We start from the raw sequence: 18,371 nt of genomic DNA on the forward strand, positions 1-18,371 counted from the left end.
GAATATAAAAAGTTTTGGATATAGAAAGTTTGGGATATAAAAAGTCTTGGCTATAAACATCTTGGATAAAAAACGGAAAAAGATGGCGAAAAAAAGCCCGCACATTTCGGTGCGGGCTTCGATGATTTTTATGTTAGTTCGTTTGGCTTTTCTTAGCTTTACTTATCTTACATTGTGTAAGTGTAAGGAGCTTGGATACCTAGTGGGATACCAAGAGCCCAGTAACCTAGCAAGAAGATAGACCAACCGATTAGCATAGCAATCGAGAATGGCATCATTAGAGAAGCTAGAGTACCAATACCTGTCGACTTAACGTAGCGTTGACAGTAAACAACAACCAGTGGGAAGAACACCATCAGTGGAGAAATGATGTTAGACACTGAGTCACCTACACGGTAAGCCGCTTGAGATAGCTCTGGAGAGATACCCACAACCATTAGCATAGGAACTAGGATAGGACCAATCAGTGCCCACTTAGCTGAAGCAGAACCTACAAGAAGGTTAACTGCAGCCGTTAGTAGAATCATACCAACAACCGTTGCTTCACCAGGAAGATCCATCGCTTTCAAGCCTTCAGCACCGTAAAGCGCCAGCATAGTACCGATGTTTGATTGAGCGAATGCAGATAGGAACTGAGCACAGAAGAACGACATTACAATGTATGCGCCCATCGTGGCCATTGTCTCAGACATCGCTTTGATAACATCGTTACTATTCTTGAATGTACCCGCTACACGGCCGTAGACGATACCCGGAATAATAAACAGAATGAAGATCAGAGGAACGATAGACTTCATTACTGGTGCTGAGAACGCCGTTAGTTCACCTTCAGGCGAACGAAGTGCTGAGTTTTCAGGAACCAAAGCAGCGATAAGCAGACCAATACCTGCAACCATAGCCCAACCAGCGAATTTGAATGCTTTAGATTCAATCGCTGTGAACGTACCTAGATCAGGTGCTTGTTCAGCATCTTCATCTACTGGAGTTTTTGCAAGACGAGGTTCAATGATCTTCTCTGTCACGTACCAACCGATACCAACAATGAGAACTGAAGACAAACCAGTAAAGAAAATGTTCGCTAGAGGGTTAACCACGTATGCAGGGTCAAGAACGTTTGCCGCTGTTTGAGTGAAGCCTGCTAGTAGCGGGTCAATACCTGAAGGAATGAAGTTCGCTGAGAAACCACCTGATACACCAGCAAACGCTGCTGCAATACCCGCTAGAGGGTGACGACCCGCTGCGTGGAAGATGATACCGCCAAGAGGGATTACTAGAACGTAACCTGCATCTGCTGCTGTGTGAGACACGATAGCAACAAGGATTAGCATTGGCGTTAATAGCTTAGCTGGCGTGAAGTTCAGCATCTTCTTAAGGCCAGTCGTAATGAAGCCTGAAGAGTCAGCAACGCCAACACCTAGCATAGCAACAAGTACGATGCCTAACGGTGCGAAGCCTGTGAACGTGGTAACCATATTCGCTAGGAAGCTAGCAAGCGCTTCACCAGTTAATAGGTTGTTTACTTCTAGAGCAGCACCCGTTTGAGGGTTGATTAGGTCGAATGAAAGATTCGATAAAAGTGCAGATGCTACCCATACGATAACTAGAGCCCAGAAGAACAGAATTGCAGGGTCTGGAATTTTGTTGCCGGCGCGTTCAATGAAGTTTAGAAAGCGGTCCATCCCACTGATCTTCTCAGTCGATGGTGCTTTTTTTACAGCTTGGTTACTCATTGTAACTCCATATGTGATGTTGTTTGTTTAGGCCTAATAAAAGTTTTGACCATGGCCTATTGGTACAGCACATATTCTATTAAAGTCGCTGTTAAAAAGCACAAGGTTCCACATCATTTTCCATAAATGGAGACATATTTTGCAAAAATACTGTACAACAGCAACAATATAAAAACACAAAAAACACCATTCCATATACAGAGTTTTAACTGGCACGTAAACAATGTCCGAGGAGTGAAAACTATCAGTAAAGAGGATGCTTAGGCCTTGGCATGCAGTAAACGTTTGCTTAATAGATCAATCAAACTCACTGTATTTGGAGAGCATAGTCTCGAGGTAAATGCTTTGCGAATGGTTCATACGATCTTGCCATGCAACGGAAACAGTAATGCTTTTTAACGCACTAGACAAAGCGCCAGCAGCATTCTCCACCTCACAAGTCATCGCATACCCAGAGTCCGACAAACCGGATAAAGGATCTGAGCTTGCCGTGTTGAGACAATAGTTCGCTTTATTGAGTTGCGAAAAAGGAATAAGCCCTACTGCCCCACTCACATCCGAGACTCGCGTTCGATAATATTCCATTTGCCTTTCAGCAAAGTGAAGTGCCTCTACACTGTGAAGCGCAAAGTCCGACTTTTGCTCCGCATAAACTTGCAGCTTAACCAACCCTAGAGAAGCTACACCGATCAATAGAAAAGAGATAAGAACCTCTATCAGGCTAAAACCTGAGTGTTTAGAAATCATTCCATGATCCTCGCTTCCATTTAGCTTTCAAAGGAACACTATGAGGGTTGTATTCACCGATATAATCCAGATTGATTGACCCCTGAATTGTCGATAACCCACCAACGGAATCAAAGAACATCCCTCCTTTAGGAAAAAAAGAAGCAAATCCAATATAAACCGAATTGATCTGTACTAAACCTGCGATAGGAACCGTATCTGGAACTTTAGCCCACAAACCACTCAATAGGTCGGTATCGACATCGGGAGAATTAGGATTATCAAATATACTCATATCATTTAGATGATAAAAAGATCCATCAAATACGCTTGCGTTGCCGTTCGCAACGATGCCGTCTTGAATCACTAATGAACGTGGCGTAATAACTCCTGGGATAGGTTCAACGACATTAATCGCAGGTGAGTAAACCACACAATCACCTATAACCCAGACCTTATTTTCCCCACTTGAAAAGGCATCATTAATGGCTTTACTACATTTACTACCTTGATATTTCCCACCAACCAAGTCTGTGTGTTTAGGAGGAGATGTAGTCCGGTCAATAAGGTCGATAACATGATAATCAAGCTTAATTTGGTCGATGTTCTCTGAAGTTTTTGGCACTCCAAAGTAGTTAGAGAAAGTATCGATATCCGGATCGAATTTGAAATCTGATTGAAATGAGTTTGAAGGTAATGAACCCGAAGAATCGATAATTGCATCACTACTAATATTGGTGGTTTGCTGGCAAGACTCGAAGGAAGGAAAAGGAGGTGACTCTGGTGTAATTGTCTTTAAACGTCCTCCTCCCTTTTGCTTATAGATGACACTATCTAAAAATCGAACAGAGACACACTCGTTAATACCATCAGCAGCAGTAAGAGCAATATCGGGATTGATGTCGATGTTGTGATCAGAAATAAATTCTAAACTTGCATTGGTTTGCATTACTCCTAATCCCGAGGCATCTTCAAAGCTAATCTCTTTGCTCAGCGATAAAGATTGATAACTCGATACCAACAAATTCGGTGTGAGAATTTCTGATTCCAAAGTAACGACTTTCGACTGCTGGCAATGATCCATTAAACCATGGGGAATAACAGTAAGATCATTTTCAGCTATGTAAGTGAAGCCACACTCTAAACCACCTTCTGCTAACCAGTGAGCTTTGCGCCCTTCCACCTCATTCTGAGCCACTTTAATTTGATGAAACACACTGCGATACGTGCCTAACGTCACCACTAAAGCACCAACTAAAAGCACCGATGTGATCAACAAGGTCACCACGCCGCGTTGCTTTCTAAACACCATCATTGCCAGTTCCTTTGTTTAACGGAAACCGAAACCGATTTGGTAACACCTGCGGTTGGAATTGAAGCCGTAATGCTGATATCGGTAAACGTGGTTTTAATAGAGTTCTGCTCTAATAACTGAGCATCAACGCTGAATGCGTCTACCTCGATCAGGCTGTCATCGAAAAGTGAGTAACATCCAGTAACCTGATTAAAAATAGGAATCGCCTCAGATACAGTGGTGCCCTTCTCACAAATTTGTAGCTTGGTTCCATCTTTCCGATAAACGATATTTCGATTATTTTTATTTCCGTTCGAGCCCTCTCTGAAATAGACAAACCCAACGGCAACACCGCCACTCACTTGGATGGTGTTACTCGCTCCAGACAGCTTGATTGAGTAACCATTAGAGCCATCGTAGCCCGCCCGTTGGATATCCTCCTTCATCACCTGCATCGTGCTTGTTAGGTTTTGTAGCAGCAATAATTCAATGCCTTTGTCTTTGGCTATTCTCTGCCCTGTTATAAAGACACTACCGATAATCGAAATCGCGAACACACCAATCACAGACGCCACCATTAACTCAATTAATGATGTGCCTTGCTGCTTGCTAGGAGCTACCGCTGTCGATTTAACAGGCATCATAGCCATACTGTGCACTCGATTCACCGCACACCTTAATTCGCCCCGGTGGACTGGATAATTTGATCAACATCCGATCGGTTGAAGCTGTATTAGGAGAAAGGTAAATCGTCCCTCTTGCTGGCCTTCCTCTCACACTCTCAAAGCTAATTCTTGCGCCTGTGTAGTTATGAGAAAACGAGACATCTCGAAACGGTTGACCCGATAGCATCACCAGCGTTTCGCCGGAGAGATCTTCGGTCGGCTTCAACAACAGACTCCACTCCCCTGTAGATTGCTCTTCATTTTTATCCATCGAGAAATGAACCCAAAGATCTTGATTCCTTTTTACTGACTCTGACTTAGCCTGAATAAGAAAACCATTCAACTCGCCAGCCAATCGCTGCATCTTCACGGTTTGCGTTACTGAACTAAAACTCGGGGCAGCCGTCGCTATCAGTATCGATAACACCGACACCGTGATTAACAGCTCTATTAAAGTAAACCCGCGAGTCATTTCCCAATTTCCTATGTAATACTGCTCGTAACCGTATTTAATCTTGCGCCGATGCTACCACCGGAGAAAAATAGGCAGAGATATTAAAGGAAACTACTCGCGATGATTCGAAGAAATATATGCAACAACAACAACTTAAGCATTAGGGGGATGACATTGATCGAATTATTGATCGCTATCGCCATCGTGGGGATACTTGGTGCCATTGCCTATCCAAGTTATACGAGCCATGTAATTAAAGCGCACCGAGTCACCGCGATAGCTGATATGACAAAGATACAATTGGAAATGGAGACGCTGTACACGGGAAACTATGCATCCGCAGCGGAGAATATTATTTCCGGAGGGACATGTTTGTTTTGCGATACCGACACCAGCCGATACACGTTAGCGATTTCGGCGAGTAGTACAACCTATGCCATACAAGCAGAACCACTTTCACAGCAAGTGAATGATGAATGTTTAGACTCGAATACCGATAAGTTGGAATTGCACCACTCAGGTGTTTCAGAGCCAGAAGCGTGTTGGAAGTAACAAGAGCAACCACCAAAGGGCTCGATAATTTATCTGAAAAATCTAGACTCTTTCTTCTCTGATCTTCTTTTCTCTGATCTACAGATACAAAAAAGCCTGCACACTGGCAGGCTTTAAAAATTTCAATTCACTATCAATTACTTAGTTAGGTCATCGAAGAAGTTTTTAACACCGCTGAAGAAACCTTCAGACTTTGGCTTGTGCTTGCTTGCCGCTTCACCACAACATGTTTCTTCGAATTCACGCAGTAGTTCTTTCTGGCGAGAGCTTAGCTTAACCGGTGTTTCAACCACTAGTTTAACGATTAGGTCACCCACACCGCCGCCACGAACGCCTTTCACGCCTTTGCCACGCATACGGAACATACGGCCCGTTTGTGTTTCTTCTGGCACTTTAAGGTTTACACGACCATCTAGTGTTGGAACTTCAACTTCACCTCCTAAAGCAGCCATAGAGAAGCTTACTGGCACTTCACAGTAAAGGTTGTTGCCGTCACGCTCAAAGATGTTGTGCTCTTTTACGTGTACTTGTACGTACAAGTCGCCAGCTGGAGCGCCGTGCTCCCCTGCTTCGCCTTCGCCAGATAGACGAATGCGATCACCAGTATCAACACCTGCTGGGATCTTAACGTTAAGCGTTTTCGTCTTCTGTTTGCGACCTTGACCATGACATGAGTTACATGGGTCTTTGATGATCTTGCCTTTACCGTTACAAGTAGGACAAGTCTGTTGAACCGCAAAGAAACCTTGGCGCATTTGTACCTGGCCGTGGCCATGACAAGTACCACACGTTTGTGCAGAAGAACCCGCTTTCGCGCCGCTACCGTCACAAATATCACACTCTACAAGAGTTGGTACTTCGATTTCTTTAGATACACCACGAACGGCTTCTTCTAGAGAAAGCTCCATGTTGTAACGCAAATCAGAACCACGTTGTGCACGCGCTTGACCACCACCGCGACGACCGCCGCCAAAGATATCGCCAAACACATCACCGAAGATATCGCCGAAATCACCTTGGCCACCGCCGCCGTAACCGCCGCCACCCATGCCACCTTGTTCAAAAGCTGCGTGGCCGTATTGGTCGTAAGCTGCTTTCTTTTGAGAATCGGTTAGGATCTCGTACGCTACTTTTACTTCTTTAAATTTGTCTGCTGCGCTGTCATCACCCTGATTACGGTCCGGGTGGAATTTCATCGCTAAGCGTTTGTACGCTTTTTTAATATCGCGCTCTGATGCATCGCGGCTTACGCCTAATACTTCGTAAAAATCACGTTTTGACATGTTCTAGGTCACCAAATAATTGCTACTACCGAATGATCACTTCAGTAGTCTATGTATCAATCTAGATAAAAGTTCTGCCGGCTGAAACGCCGAATAAAGCTATTATCTAGATCGACAAGTCTAAATACAAATTTACGGGCGTGAGAGTTACCTCTGACGCCCGCAATAATAAGTCTTTGAGACAAATATCTAAGCAGATAGCTTGAGTCCTAAGTGGAAGCGCGGAGCCTACGTTAGTAGGTGAGCACTTCCGACAACGAAATCAGGCTACTCTGCGACGAAAAATTATTTTTTGTCTTCTTTAACTTCTTCAAACTCTGCATCAACAACGTCGTCATCTTGCTTAGGTTGTTCACCAGCGTCAGCACCAGCTTGTTCAGCTTGAGCTTTCTGTTGAGCAATTTCCATTAGCTTTTGAGCTGCTTGCATAAGTTCTTGAACTTTAGCGTCGATAGCTTCTTTGTCGTCACCAGACTTAACTGATTCTAGAGCTTCGATAGCTGCTTCGATTTTAGCTTTCTCGTCTGCAGGTAGAGCTTCACCAGCTTCTTCTACTTGCTTCTTAGTGCCGTGAATCATTTGGTCAGCTTGGTTACGTGCAGTTACTAGCTCTTCGAACTTCTTGTCAGCTTCTTTGTTAGCTTCTGCTTCTTGAACCATTGCTTCGATCTCTTCCTCAGACAAACCGCCTGATGCTTGGATAGTGATCTTCTGCTCTTTACCTGTCGCTTTATCTTTAGCAGATACGTTCAGGATACCGTCAGCATCTAGGTCGAATGTTACTTCAACTTGTGGCATGCCACGTGGTGCTGGTTGGATACCTTCTAGGTTGAACTGACCAAGAGACTTGTTGTAAGTCGCTTGCTTACGCTCACCTTGAAGAACGTGGATAGTTACTGCGCTTTGGTTGTCTTCAGCTGTAGAGAACACTTGATCCGCTTTAGTAGGGATAGTTGTGTTTTTCTCGATAAGCTTAGTCATTACACCGCCCATCGTTTCGATACCGAAAGATAGAGGAGTAACGTCTAGAAGAAGAACGTCTTTAACTTCACCAGCTAGTACACCACCTTGAACAGCAGCACCCATTGCAACAGCTTCGTCAGGGTTCACGTCTTTACGTGGCTCTTTACCGAAGAACTCAGTTACTTTAGCTTGAACCATAGGCATACGAGTCTGACCACCAACTAGGATAACGTCAGTGATTTCGCCTACAGATAGGTCAGCATCTGCTAGAGCAACTTTTAGTGGCTCAAGAGAACGTTGAACTAGGTCTTCAACTAGAGACTCAAGCTTCGCACGAGTCACTTTGATGTTCATGTGCTTAGGACCAGTCGCATCAGCAGTAACGTAAGGTAGGTTTACGTCAGTTTGAGTAGTAGAAGAAAGCTCGATTTTCGCTTTTTCTGCTGCTTCTTTAACACGCTGCATTGCTAGTGGATCAGATTTAAGGTTGATACCTTGCTCTTTCTTGAACTCATCTACTAGGTAGTTGATCATGCGGTTATCGAAATCTTCACCACCAAGGTGAGTATCACCGTTAGTTGAAAGAACTTCGAAAGTCTTCTCGCCTTCTACTTCATCGATTTCGATGATAGAGATATCGAATGTACCACCACCAAGGTCGTATACAGCGATAGTGCGATCACCACCTTGCTTGTCTAGGCCGTAAGCCAGAGCAGCAGCAGTAGGTTCGTTGATGATACGTTTAACATCTAGACCAGCGATACGGCCAGCATCTTTCGTTGCTTGACGTTGAGCATCGTTGAAGTAAGCAGGAACAGTTACAACTGCGCCAGTTACTTCTTCGCCTAGGAAGTCTTCAGCTGTTTTCTTCATTTTCTTAAGAACTTCAGCAGATACTTGAGGAGCAGCCATTTTTTGGCCTTGCGCTTCAACCCATGCATCACCGTTATCAGCTTTAACAATGTTAAAAGGCATGATTTCGATATCGCGTTGAACTTCTTCATCTTCAAAACGACGACCGATTAGACGCTTAATCGCGTATAGCGTGTTTTGAGGGTTAGTAACTGCTTGACGTTTCGCAGGTTGACCAACTAGCGTCTCGCCTTCAGTGTATGCGATTACCGATGCTGTTGTGCGTTCGCCTTCAGCATTTTCTAATACGCGTGGTTTGTCACCGTCAAGAACAGCAACACAAGAGTTAGTAGTACCTAAATCAATACCAATGATTCGACCCATCAGGCTTTCTCCGAATAAATTCTATTTAGTTTTTTGCTATACCCACTATGTGGGGGGTAGTAATCAGGGATTCAACCCTAATACACAAATTTAAGTGCAAATGTAATTTGCTTTCGTATGCACCATAGATAAGGGCTGCAAACTAATTTTCAAGGGAAATAGGTAAAAAAAATCTGTTTTTCCCCCTATCTTTCTACTTAAAGGTAAAAAGTGGCTTACCCCTTACTGCTTAAGGCTCGAAAGTTGACATATTCACGCGTTCATCTTCATAAATAAAATGTCTCCCTATTCTATCTCGCATAAAAAAAGACCTTCATATGGAAGGTCTTTTTTCAACTAACAGCGAGTCGAACCGTTATTGATTCTGCACTATTTTTGATTCGGCAATATTATTGATTAAGAACTAACTGGTAGAAGCTTGCTTGGGTGTAGTCACCCGCTTCCATACCACGCCACTCACAGGCAGAACTCGACTTCTTAGTATTACACTGGTTATACGCACCCGCTTTGAAGTACATCCAGTCTTGACCGTAACCAAGATCGATATCGTGTCCCTGATATTTGCCCTTTGCCAAGTCAACATCATAGGTCTTCACAATAGGATAGGCTGAATTTGGATTTTTAGTAAAGGTTAAGTGCATGATGTTATCTTTGATATTCACATCATATGAGAACACTTCACCTAGCTTGATACCATCAGTAGGATCAGAGCTGCCTTTTTTCAGATTGTATTGGCCAAATACATCATGGCGAATGTCTTTACGAAGCTTCTTACCGTTTTCATCCTTCGCATTTTTCATCTCTGTCGGCGGGTTTAATTCATAGTTCCACGTTAGCGAACCATGCTCATGCTCTGGCAATTTGCGGTAAACAATTTTCAGAGGTTCATTATCCGACCCATGGATTTGACCAATAACCACAGAGAATGCACCGGTTTTCTTATAGTTACCGCTGGTGCTCACCTGATCAACAGAAAGTGTTGCCGTCATCTGCCCACCGATAGAGCCAAACTCTTCCGCGTTCTTATGGCTTGAAATCGCGAAGTTGTTGCTCGGCGCAGAGTAGCTATCCGCTAGCATCGCTCTTAGCTCACTACGCGTGTTTTTACTGTTTGGCGTCGTTGGAGCTGTATTCGGAGCCACAAACACCATCGCACCAGATTCAGCATCCGTGTAGAACCATTTAGGGTGAACGTAAGGCGTGTCTACATTCGACAGTTCCTTTTTACCAATCTCCAGCGTTTTACCTTTTCTAGACCCTTCAGTCGTCAGCTCCGGTAAGTTAATTTTCCATTTAGATAAATCGAAGTTTTGTGCTGGTGCTTTTGCAGGGTCAAGATTGAACTGTTGACCAATATCGTGATTAGAAGCAAGAGCGGGAGCGGCTAAAAGGCTGGCAGTCAGTAGGCTAAGGTAAGACAGCTTCATTATTGGGTTTCCTTTATGTCGTCATAATGTAGGTTGCCAGAACAATAAAATAATATTGTATTATTATATGTGATCTATATTAAAGATTGAAAACTGATGACCAATTCGGCGCGAATAAAAAGAAAAAATGAGACTTAACACCAATCAAAGATCTTTTTAGCCAAGTTATCAGATAGCCCAAAGCACTTATCATCAGAAACAAAAAGCCCCGCTCTCATTGAGCGGGGCTTCTAATTATCAAATCTTAATTAAGAATTATGCTTCTGCTTTCTTTAGCTCAGCTTCTTCGTTAGCTTCAACGCCGATTTCGTTTTCAGATTTCGCTACGATAGTGTTAACCGCAGTATCACCAACAACGTTAGAAGAAGTACAGAACATGTCACAGATACGGTCAACAGCAGCAACAATCGCTAGACCTTCTGGTGGCAAACCTAGTTGGTGCAATAGAACACCGACCATAACCACACCACCACCAGGAACACCACCAGCACCGATAGACAGTAGCAAGATAGTTAGACCTAGAGTAAAGATATCAGCAGTGTTGATTGGCTGACCGAATGCGTTTGCTACGAACATAGTTGCTAGTGCGATGTAGATAGATACACCAGACATGTTCATTGTTGCACCTAGTGGTACACCGAAACCTGCCACTGACTTAGATACGTTTAGTTTGTCCGTTAGAGTACGCATTGTTACTGGAATCGTCGCGTTCGAGCTTGCAGTCGATAGTGAGAAAAGGATTTGCTCACGAGTTGCACGTAGGAACTGCTTTGGAGAAATACCAGTGAATGAACCAACCATCATTGGGTAGAAGAAGAAGATCCAGAACACAAGCATCGCTACAACAAGCGCTACATAGCCAGCAACTGACATTAACGTGTTTGCATCAAGTGTTGCACCTAGTTGAATCATCAGAGCAAATACACCGTATGGCGCAAGGCTCATTACTAGGCCGATAAGCTTCATCATGATCTCGTTAGCCATCTTGAATGTCTTGATAGCTGGGCCACCACGAGAATCAAGAGCTTGGATAGCAAGACCAGTCAGAATAGCCATGAAGATGATTTGCAGCATGTCTCCACTTGCAAATGCTTCTACAGGGTTGCTAGGAACGATATTAACAACAAGAGAGAAGATATCTGGCGTTTCAGTTGTTGTAAGCGCAATTGTCTCAGAAACTGTACCCGCTAGATTCGCACCAGCACCCGGTTGGAAAATAAGACCAATCGTTAGCGCTGCAGAAATCGCGATGATGGTGTTAATAATGTAAAGACCAAAGGTTTTACCACCAAGACGACCGAATGAACGAATATCTTTTAGCTCAACGATACCGCAAACAATAGATACGTATACAAGAGGTACTACAAGCAACTTGATAAGTGATACGAACATACCACCAGCACCTTCAGCTGCGCCGAGTAGGTACGTATCAAAAATAGCAATGCCGCTGAATAGGTACTGAATAGCAGTACCAATAATAAGGCCGGCAAACAAGCCTACAAAAATCTTACTTGAGAGCGATTTATCCATCGTTCTTCTCCAGTTTGTTGTGTTTAAAAATTGTACTTTTATAGTTATATATGCGACCCAAATCGCTATATTGCAGTGGATTTTACATACAAAGGTAACAATTAAAAGCATTTATTTACAAAAACACTACAAGCGTGACATCAAAACATTTCTTCATTAACAACCAGTTTCATAATATAAAACTCTAAATTACTGTTCTGGATAAAATAAAAAGAACGACATTCTTAATGCGATTTTGGTGACTATTCACGTGGACTCTCAAGTTACAGGCATAAAAAAAGAGAGGCATATGCCTCTCTTTTCATTTCACGTTAACCAGTGAATTATTTTGTCGCCGCTATTTTGTTACTTCACAATTGCAATAATCAACTGCTTGGCAAACGGCCACTCAATTACTTAGCAACCATTACCATTGCAGGGCGAATAACACGGCCGTTAAGCTCGTAGCCTTTCTGCATAACAAACATCACAGTGTTTGACTCGTGGTCTGGGCTTTCTTGAATCGACATGGCTTGGTGGAATTCAGGGTTGAATGCTTCACCTTCAGGGTTGATCTCTGTAAGACCAAATTTAGCCACTGTATCTACGAACGTTTTGTGAGTTAGCTCAACACCTTCAAGAATCGGCTTAACCGCTTCGTTCTCAGCATCTGCAGCTTGTACTGCACGCTCTAGGTTATCGATAACAGGTAGTAGGCCTTCAGCGAATTTGTTTAGCGCGTATTTACGTGCTTTATCCACTTCTTGCTCAGTACGACGACGCATATTCTCAACTTCAGCCTTTGCGCGAAGAACAGAATCTTGCTGCTCTTTCACTTTAGACTCACTAGAAAGCAGTGCGGCTTCTAGTTGAGCAATTTTTGATTCCTGCTCATCAGCCGCGTCTTCATTCAGTTCAGCTTCTTCAACTTTCTCAGCTTCAGCAATGATCTGATCTAGTTCTTCTTCGGTTACTTTGTTTTCTTCGTTGCTCATGATATCTCCAGAATTCGTTTTCAATGCCAGTGACAGGCGTGTTTGCGCCTCAAATTGATATAAAACACTCGCATAGACGTTCAACTTGCCTTTATTATGGGGATGAAGAATTTTGATTCAAGCCTAATTCGTTTGGAAACGTTATGAAAAAGCCATTTGAAGTCATCGCAATTATTGGTAAACCTCGAGATCAGCAAGCAATTCAGACTCATAGAGAGCTCTATCAGTGGTTAAGTACTGAGAGTTATCAAGTGTTTGTTGATGATAGGCTCTCCAGCATTTTGGACGATATCCCACAAGAACATTTTTCTAGCCTGATTGAATTGGGTAAACGTGCCGATCTCGCAATTGTTGTGGGTGGTGATGGAAATATGCTCGGTGCGGCTAGAATCTTGTCACGTTTCGATATTTCAGTGATAGGTGTTAACCGAGGTAATCTTGGTTTCCTAACCGATCTCAACCCTGAAAACTTTCAGAGCGCGCTGACTGATGTGCTTAAGGGAGAGTTCATGGAAGAAGAACGCTTCTTACTTGAAACTGAAATTCATCGTCACGGCCAGATAAAAAGCCACAATGCAGCCCTTAATGAGGCTGTACTGCACCCCGGCCAAGTCGCGCACATGATCGAGTTCGAAGTGTATATCGATGACAGCTTCGCCTTCTCACAGCGCTCTGATGGCTTGATCGTCTCAACACCGACAGGTTCTACCGCTTATTCGCTTTCTGGCGGCGGCCCTATCCTGTCATCAAGCCTAAATGCTATCTCACTAGTGCCAATGTTCCCGCACACCCTTTCAAGCCGCCCACTGGTGGTGGATGGAAAGCGTCGTATCAAGTTGATCGTATCGCCTGATAACCGCGGTACACAGGAAGTCAGCTGCGATGGCCAAATCTCGCTACCGGTTTCGCCTGGCGACGAGATCCATATTTACCAAAGCCCGAATGTACTCAAGCTGATCCACCCTAAAGACTACAACTACTACCATGTTCTACGTAACAAACTAGGCTGGTCGAGTAAGCTGTTCTAAAAGAATAAACGCTCCAGTGGTAACCGAAAATTTGAAAGGCTGACGACATTCGTCAGCCTTTTTTATTGCCAGTAAAAAGCCCGTCGGCTCACGCTTCTCTTCAATTCCTTATACCGGCAGTCCCGAGAAGGAGGAACGACTGAGTTGGGAATCTATAGCGGTATCAGTGATCTACGGACGCACTCAATTCTGAGTTCGGTCACAAAAAATTTTCACCTGTCGACTTTACTGTATAAAGAAACAGTATATACTGATCTTATATACAGTATTATTCAGTTATACAGGTAAATAAAAATGCTGGCTCATCTAAGTGTTAATAATTTCGCTATTGTTAAGTCTTTACAGCTAGAACTCTCTAAAGGCATGACAACAATCACCGGAGAAACTGGTGCGGGTAAATCTATCGCTATCGACGCTTTAGGCTTATGTCTTGGAGGAAGATCCGATGCAGGAATGGTTCGACAAGGTGAAGAAAAAACCGAAGTCAGTGCCGCTTTTTTACTTGAGAACAATCTGCACGCTACTCGCTGGTTAGAAGACAACGAATTGCTTGATGGCAGTGAGTGCATCCTGCGCAGAACCATCTCAAAAGAAGGTCGTTCTCGTGCATTCATCAACGGTAGCCCTGTCCCTCTTTCGCAATTGAAATCACTTGGACAACTGCTGATCAACATCCATGGTCAACACGCGCATCACCAGTTGATGAAAAGCGATTACCAAATGGCGATGCTTGATCAATACGCAGGCCACTTGAACCTGTTGAAATCGACACGTAACGCCTACCAAGCCTGGCGACAAGCCGATAACCACTTAAAAGAGTTACGTGAAAATAGCCAGCAAAACCAAGCTCAAAAACAACTTCTTGAATACCAAATCAAAGAGTTAAATGAGCTGTCTATTGGGGAGGAAGAATATGAAGACCTCGAACAAGAGCATAAGCGCCTCTCCAATAGCGGAGAATTGGCCACAACCTGTCAGCAAGCTATCGAGCTTATTTATGAAGGCGAAGAAGTTAATGCGCTTGGTATTCTGCAATCGGCCAATAACTCCCTGATTCAGTTAGCTGAGCTTGATGAAAGATTGGCTGAATTGCCGAGCTTATTGTCTGAAGCCATTATTCAGATTGAAGAGACCAATAACGAATTAAGAACCTACCTAGACAGCATTGATGTCGATCCGGGTCGTATGGCTTACGTTGAAGAGCGTTTCTCTAAAGTGATGTCGATGTCTCGTAAGCACCACGTGTTACCAGAAGAGCTTTACAAGCACCATCAAGACTTATTACAACAGGTTGAAGCACTTGATTGCTCGGATGAAAAACTCGATGAATTGGCCAATGATGTCGAGAACCAATACCAGTCGTTCGTTGCCAAATCAGAGAAGCTTCATAAATCTCGAACTCGTTATGCAAAAGAGCTCAACAAACTGATCACGCAAAGCATGCACGAACTGAGCATGGAAAAAGCGCAGTTTGCCATTGAAGTGAACAACACAAACACGCACCCTTCCCCATTGGGTATGGATAACGTGACCTTCATTGTTTCGACCAACCCAGGCCAACCAATGCAGCCAATTGCCAAAGTAGCTTCTGGTGGTGAGTTATCACGAATCTCACTGGCGATTCAGGTGATAACAGCTCAAAAAGTGGATACACCAAGTCTTATTTTCGATGAAGTCGATGTGGGTATCAGTGGACCAACGGCTGCGGTTGTCGGAAAAATGCTACGTAAGCTAGGCGAATCTACGCAGGTGATGTGTGTGACTCACTTACCTCAAGTTGCCGGTTGCGGTCACCAACAACTGTTTGTTGCGAAGAACACGAAATCAGGTAAAACCGAGACTCAAATGCACACGCTTGATGAACAACAACGCGTTTCAGAGCTTGCTCGACTGCTTGGTGGCAGCCAAATTACCGAATCGACACTTGCCAATGCAAAAGAGTTATTAATCGCAGCTTAGGTTACATATTCGGCAACTTTCTGATAATTTACCGAAAATTCTTGGCAATTTTGCAACTTAATTCAAAATTGCCAGTCATAACAAGCTCAAAGCGCAAGGAGCTTTTTACTTCTTGCTGGAGCTTGTTTATTATCAGGCAGTATTTTAGCGAAGAAAGATCTCAAACTATGCGAATTAAAAAGTGGTTAGTTGCAGTTCCACTTGCACTAACAATGTTGACCGGTTGCTCCCTACTAGAGAAGTTGGTTTATCGAATTGACATCAATCAGGGTAACTATGTTGAACAAGAAGCTGTCGATCAGCTCAAGTTTGGCATGACAAAAACACAAGTTCGTTACGTTATGGGCTCACCAATGCTTATCGAAAACGGCTACCCAGATACGTGGTACTACATTTACCACCACCAAAAAGGCCATGAAGACCCTATTCAGAAAAACCTAGTCGTTAACTTTGATGCCACAGGCACTCTAGTAACGATCAACGGTGATTTTGAAGCCAGTGATGAGTTCTTCGAAAGCCTTCGCTAGCTTTCAACTAACAAAGCTTTCCAGTCGACAAAGCTCTTAGCCGATAAAGCTATCAGTCGACAAAACTATCAGTCGACAAAGCAAGAATCGCAAAAGCCTGCTCACATGAGCAGGCTTTTTAATATCTGCTAACAAATTAGCTGCGTTGTCTAACCAGCAAGCACAAAAAAGCTCGCCAACATAGCGAGCTCTCTTCTTAGTCAAACTTGTTTGGCATTACGATTTAGCAGCGGCCGCTTTTGCTTGTTCAGCACGCTTACGGCGAATCTCTTTTGGATCCGCTAACAGTGCTCGGTAGATTTCGATACGGTCTTTATCACGAACCGTCGCATCTAGCTTAACGTTGCGGCTGAATACGCCAACCTTGTTTTTCGCTAAGTCGATTTCTGGATACAGTTCCAAAACACCAGACTGCGCAATAATCTCTTCCACAGTCGCGTTCTTGTTCACCACCAAGGTAAACACACGCTGCTCGTGCGGAAGCGCAAACACAACCTCTACGTGGATCATATCCGATTCAATAGTCATGGCTTAATAAACCTGTTTCGCGCGTTGAGTAAAAGCACTGACCATATTGCTCGTCAGCTCATTGAAAACCTTACCAAATGCCATTTCAATCATTCGGCTAGAAAATTCAAACTCCAACTTAAGCTCAACCTTACACGCTTGCTCATCGAGCGGAGTAAAATACCAACCACCCTGCAATTTTTTGAACGGGCCATCCACCAGCTCCATCAAGATCTCAGCGCCATCCGCTAAGCGGTTCGATGTGGTAAATGTTTTGCTGATACCAGCTTTAGAGACATCAACCGAAGCCACCATAGTTGAATCTGAAGATTCGATCACACGTGAACCAGAACACCCTGGCAAAAACTCGTGATAACGAGCAACATCATTGACCAAGCTGAACATCTGGTCGGCACTAAACGACACTAATGCTGAACGAGTAACCTTTGGCATATAGACTCCTGTTAAAGACAGCGTTACATTAACACAAACTGCAATTTTAATTGTATTGGGCCAGAGCGCAAATAAAAAGGATTCCCCAACTAGGGTGCAATCCGTATAATGAGGCCATTATGGCAAAGAATAAATCAAAATCAAAAGCCGGTAGTAATACCATTGCGCTTAATAAGAAAGCTCGCCACGAATATTTCATCGATGATGAGATAGAAGCGGGGCTTGAGCTACAAGGCTGGGAAGTAAAATCCCTACGTGAAGGCAAAACCAATATCGCAGAAAGCTACGTCTACATCCGAGACGGCGAAGCATTCATCAGTGGTATGACGATCACTCCGCTCACTCAGGCGAGTACTCATATCGTGGCGAACCCAACACGTATCCGTAAACTACTTATGTCGAGAAAAGAGCTCGACAACCTTATCGGTCGTATTAACCGTGAAGGCATGACACTTGTCGCAACCGCACTTTACTGGTCTCGCTCTTGGGCGAAGATTAAAGTTGGTGTCGCGAAAGGTAAAAAGCTGCACGATAAACGTACTGATATGAAAGAAAAAGATTGGGCGAGAGATAAAGCACGAATTATGAAGAGTAATTTGCGTTAATTTTAAGCACTTAAACGCACAGTGCTAGACAGGCAATGCTTTTCTGGTACTATGCAAATAACACTTGGGGCTGATTTAGGATTCGACAGGAATTTTGAAGTCTGAGGTGCATGCCGTGGGGCGGTTGGCCACGTTAAAAGCCGCAAAAAAATAGTCGCAAACGACGAAAACTACGCACTAGCAGCTTAATAACCTGCTCAGAGCTCTCTTACCCTAGCTTCCGCTCGTAAGACGGGGACCAATAAGAGATCAAACCCAAACTAGCTAGCGCGGATTCTCCCACCTGAGAGGAAAAGCGCGAATAACAATTCAGGTTAGCCTTTAACTAGCGTGTCGGTTCGCAGGTTGCTGGTGAAATTAAAGATCGACTAAGCATGTAGTACCAATGATGAATGATTTTTGGACGCGGGTTCAACTCCCGCCAGCTCCACCAATTCATAGAAAAAGACGTCCTAGGG

17 protein-coding genes and 1 other RNA gene are annotated in these 18,371 nt (G+C 43.7%); 6 read left to right on the forward strand and 12 right to left on the reverse strand.

What is annotated here, in order from left to right:
• Positions 1 to 167: 167 nt before the first annotated feature.
• From AACT19_RS00345 to AACT19_RS00365, 5 genes are all read right to left on the reverse strand, one after another.
• Positions 168 to 1,730 carry an AbgT family transporter gene (locus AACT19_RS00345; protein WP_004735172.1) on the reverse strand — a complete coding sequence of 521 codons (1,563 nt, stop codon included), beginning with the start codon at positions 1,728 to 1,730 and terminating at the stop codon, positions 168 to 170.
• Positions 1,731 to 2,027: 297 nt separating this feature from the next.
• Complete coding sequence (locus AACT19_RS00350) at positions 2,028 to 2,477, reverse strand: prepilin-type N-terminal cleavage/methylation domain-containing protein (RefSeq protein ID WP_076644757.1); 450 nt, start codon at positions 2,475 to 2,477, stop codon at positions 2,028 to 2,030.
• Positions 2,467 to 3,771 carry a hypothetical protein gene (locus AACT19_RS00355; RefSeq protein WP_076644758.1) on the reverse strand — a complete coding sequence of 435 codons (1,305 nt, stop codon included), beginning with the start codon at positions 3,769 to 3,771 and terminating at the stop codon, positions 2,467 to 2,469. Before AACT19_RS00355 ends, AACT19_RS00350 begins: the two co-directional genes overlap by 11 nt.
• Positions 3,768 to 4,400 (reverse strand): PilW family protein, encoded by a 633-nt coding sequence (locus AACT19_RS00360; protein WP_076644759.1) that lies wholly within the window; start codon positions 4,398 to 4,400, stop codon positions 3,768 to 3,770. The genes AACT19_RS00355 and AACT19_RS00360 overlap by 4 nt, the downstream gene beginning before the upstream one ends.
• Positions 4,381 to 4,887, reverse strand: coding sequence for a GspH/FimT family pseudopilin (locus tag AACT19_RS00365; RefSeq protein ID WP_004735168.1), 507 nt, complete (start codon positions 4,885 to 4,887; stop codon positions 4,381 to 4,383). Before AACT19_RS00365 ends, AACT19_RS00360 begins: the two co-directional genes overlap by 20 nt.
• Positions 4,888 to 4,989: 102 nt before the next feature.
• On the opposite strand from AACT19_RS00365, the gene AACT19_RS00370 reads away from it, so the two are divergent.
• A complete protein-coding gene (locus AACT19_RS00370; protein WP_076644760.1) occupies positions 4,990 to 5,421 on the forward strand; it encodes a type IV pilin protein in 432 nt (143 codons plus the stop codon).
• Between the two features lie 137 nt (positions 5,422 to 5,558).
• On the opposite strand, the gene dnaJ is transcribed toward AACT19_RS00370, so the two are convergent.
• The 5 genes from dnaJ to grpE all read right to left on the reverse strand — a co-directional run bounded on the left by dnaJ (position 5,559) and on the right by grpE (position 12,834).
• A complete protein-coding gene (dnaJ, locus tag AACT19_RS00375; protein ID WP_004735166.1) occupies positions 5,559 to 6,704 on the reverse strand; it encodes a molecular chaperone DnaJ in 1,146 nt (381 codons plus the stop codon).
• Positions 6,705 to 6,989: 285 nt separating this feature from the next.
• Positions 6,990 to 8,903: a molecular chaperone DnaK gene (gene dnaK, locus AACT19_RS00380; protein ID WP_004735165.1), complete on the reverse strand. Its 1,914-nt coding sequence runs from the start codon at positions 8,901 to 8,903 to the stop codon at positions 6,990 to 6,992.
• Between the two features lie 389 nt (positions 8,904 to 9,292).
• Positions 9,293 to 10,330 (reverse strand): polysaccharide lyase family 7 protein, encoded by a 1,038-nt coding sequence (locus AACT19_RS00385; RefSeq protein ID WP_076644761.1) that lies wholly within the window; start codon positions 10,328 to 10,330, stop codon positions 9,293 to 9,295.
• Between the two features lie 255 nt (positions 10,331 to 10,585).
• Positions 10,586 to 11,860 (reverse strand): dicarboxylate/amino acid:cation symporter, encoded by a 1,275-nt coding sequence (locus AACT19_RS00390; protein ID WP_004735163.1) that lies wholly within the window; start codon positions 11,858 to 11,860, stop codon positions 10,586 to 10,588.
• Between the two features lie 392 nt (positions 11,861 to 12,252).
• On the reverse strand, positions 12,253 to 12,834 hold the full coding sequence (grpE, locus tag AACT19_RS00395; protein WP_017059864.1) for a nucleotide exchange factor GrpE: 582 nt from the start codon (positions 12,832 to 12,834) through the stop codon (positions 12,253 to 12,255).
• Positions 12,835 to 12,977: 143 nt separating this feature from the next.
• Here grpE and nadK point away from each other — a divergent pair, with 143 nt between their 5' ends.
• The 3 genes from nadK to bamE all read left to right on the forward strand — a co-directional run bounded on the left by nadK (position 12,978) and on the right by bamE (position 16,348).
• Positions 12,978 to 13,862, forward strand: coding sequence for an NAD(+) kinase (gene nadK, locus AACT19_RS00400; protein WP_076644762.1), 885 nt, complete (start codon positions 12,978 to 12,980; stop codon positions 13,860 to 13,862).
• A 294-nt stretch (positions 13,863 to 14,156) separates the two neighbouring features.
• Positions 14,157 to 15,821, forward strand: a complete 1,665-nt coding sequence (gene recN, locus AACT19_RS00405; RefSeq protein ID WP_076644763.1) for a DNA repair protein RecN — start codon at positions 14,157 to 14,159, stop codon at positions 15,819 to 15,821.
• 167 nt (positions 15,822 to 15,988) lie between these two features.
• Positions 15,989 to 16,348 carry an outer membrane protein assembly factor BamE gene (gene bamE / locus AACT19_RS00410; RefSeq protein ID WP_004735159.1) on the forward strand — a complete coding sequence of 120 codons (360 nt, stop codon included), beginning with the start codon at positions 15,989 to 15,991 and terminating at the stop codon, positions 16,346 to 16,348.
• A 216-nt stretch (positions 16,349 to 16,564) separates the two neighbouring features.
• Here the strand turns inward: bamE and AACT19_RS00415 are convergent, their stop codons facing one another.
• Both AACT19_RS00415 and AACT19_RS00420 read right to left on the reverse strand, forming a co-directional pair.
• Positions 16,565 to 16,876 (reverse strand): RnfH family protein, encoded by a 312-nt coding sequence (locus tag AACT19_RS00415; protein WP_004735158.1) that lies wholly within the window; start codon positions 16,874 to 16,876, stop codon positions 16,565 to 16,567.
• A gap of 3 nt (positions 16,877 to 16,879) precedes the next feature.
• A complete protein-coding gene (locus tag AACT19_RS00420; RefSeq protein WP_004735157.1) occupies positions 16,880 to 17,308 on the reverse strand; it encodes an SRPBCC family protein in 429 nt (142 codons plus the stop codon).
• A gap of 119 nt (positions 17,309 to 17,427) precedes the next feature.
• Between AACT19_RS00420 and smpB the strand changes: the two genes are divergently transcribed.
• Positions 17,428 to 17,913, forward strand: coding sequence for an SsrA-binding protein SmpB (smpB, locus tag AACT19_RS00425; RefSeq protein WP_004735156.1), 486 nt, complete (start codon positions 17,428 to 17,430; stop codon positions 17,911 to 17,913).
• 66 nt (positions 17,914 to 17,979) lie between these two features.
• Positions 17,980 to 18,346: a transfer-messenger RNA gene (gene ssrA / locus AACT19_RS00430) on the forward strand.
• The last annotated feature ends 25 nt before the right edge of the window (positions 18,347 to 18,371 follow it).

Source organism: Vibrio sp. 10N.222.47.A9, assembly GCF_963872585.1.
In the GTDB taxonomy this organism is placed as follows: Bacteria; Pseudomonadota; Gammaproteobacteria; order Enterobacterales; family Vibrionaceae; genus Vibrio; species Vibrio splendidus.

Coding starts and splice junctions, on each gene's coding strand:
- AACT19_RS00345 (WP_004735172.1), bottom strand. CDS start 1,730: ATGAGTAACCAAGCTGTAAAAAAAGCACCATCGACTGAGAAGATCAGT.
- AACT19_RS00350 (WP_076644757.1), bottom strand. CDS start 2,477: ATGATTTCTAAACACTCAGGTTTTAGCCTGATAGAGGTTCTTATCTCT.
- AACT19_RS00355 (WP_076644758.1), bottom strand. CDS start 3,771: ATGATGGTGTTTAGAAAGCAACGCGGCGTGGTGACCTTGTTGATCACA.
- AACT19_RS00360 (WP_076644759.1), bottom strand. CDS start 4,400: ATGGCTATGATGCCTGTTAAATCGACAGCGGTAGCTCCTAGCAAGCAG.
- AACT19_RS00365 (WP_004735168.1), bottom strand. CDS start 4,887: ATGACTCGCGGGTTTACTTTAATAGAGCTGTTAATCACGGTGTCGGTG.
- AACT19_RS00370 (WP_076644760.1), top strand. CDS start 4,990: ATGATTCGAAGAAATATATGCAACAACAACAACTTAAGCATTAGGGGG.
- dnaJ (WP_004735166.1), bottom strand. CDS start 6,704: ATGTCAAAACGTGATTTTTACGAAGTATTAGGCGTAAGCCGCGATGCA.
- dnaK (WP_004735165.1), bottom strand. CDS start 8,903: ATGGGTCGAATCATTGGTATTGATTTAGGTACTACTAACTCTTGTGTT.
- AACT19_RS00385 (WP_076644761.1), bottom strand. CDS start 10,330: ATGAAGCTGTCTTACCTTAGCCTACTGACTGCCAGCCTTTTAGCCGCT.
- AACT19_RS00390 (WP_004735163.1), bottom strand. CDS start 11,860: ATGGATAAATCGCTCTCAAGTAAGATTTTTGTAGGCTTGTTTGCCGGC.
- grpE (WP_017059864.1), bottom strand. CDS start 12,834: ATGAGCAACGAAGAAAACAAAGTAACCGAAGAAGAACTAGATCAGATC.
- nadK (WP_076644762.1), top strand. CDS start 12,978: ATGAAAAAGCCATTTGAAGTCATCGCAATTATTGGTAAACCTCGAGAT.
- recN (WP_076644763.1), top strand. CDS start 14,157: ATGCTGGCTCATCTAAGTGTTAATAATTTCGCTATTGTTAAGTCTTTA.
- bamE (WP_004735159.1), top strand. CDS start 15,989: ATGCGAATTAAAAAGTGGTTAGTTGCAGTTCCACTTGCACTAACAATG.
- AACT19_RS00415 (WP_004735158.1), bottom strand. CDS start 16,876: ATGACTATTGAATCGGATATGATCCACGTAGAGGTTGTGTTTGCGCTT.
- AACT19_RS00420 (WP_004735157.1), bottom strand. CDS start 17,308: ATGCCAAAGGTTACTCGTTCAGCATTAGTGTCGTTTAGTGCCGACCAG.
- smpB (WP_004735156.1), top strand. CDS start 17,428: ATGGCAAAGAATAAATCAAAATCAAAAGCCGGTAGTAATACCATTGCG.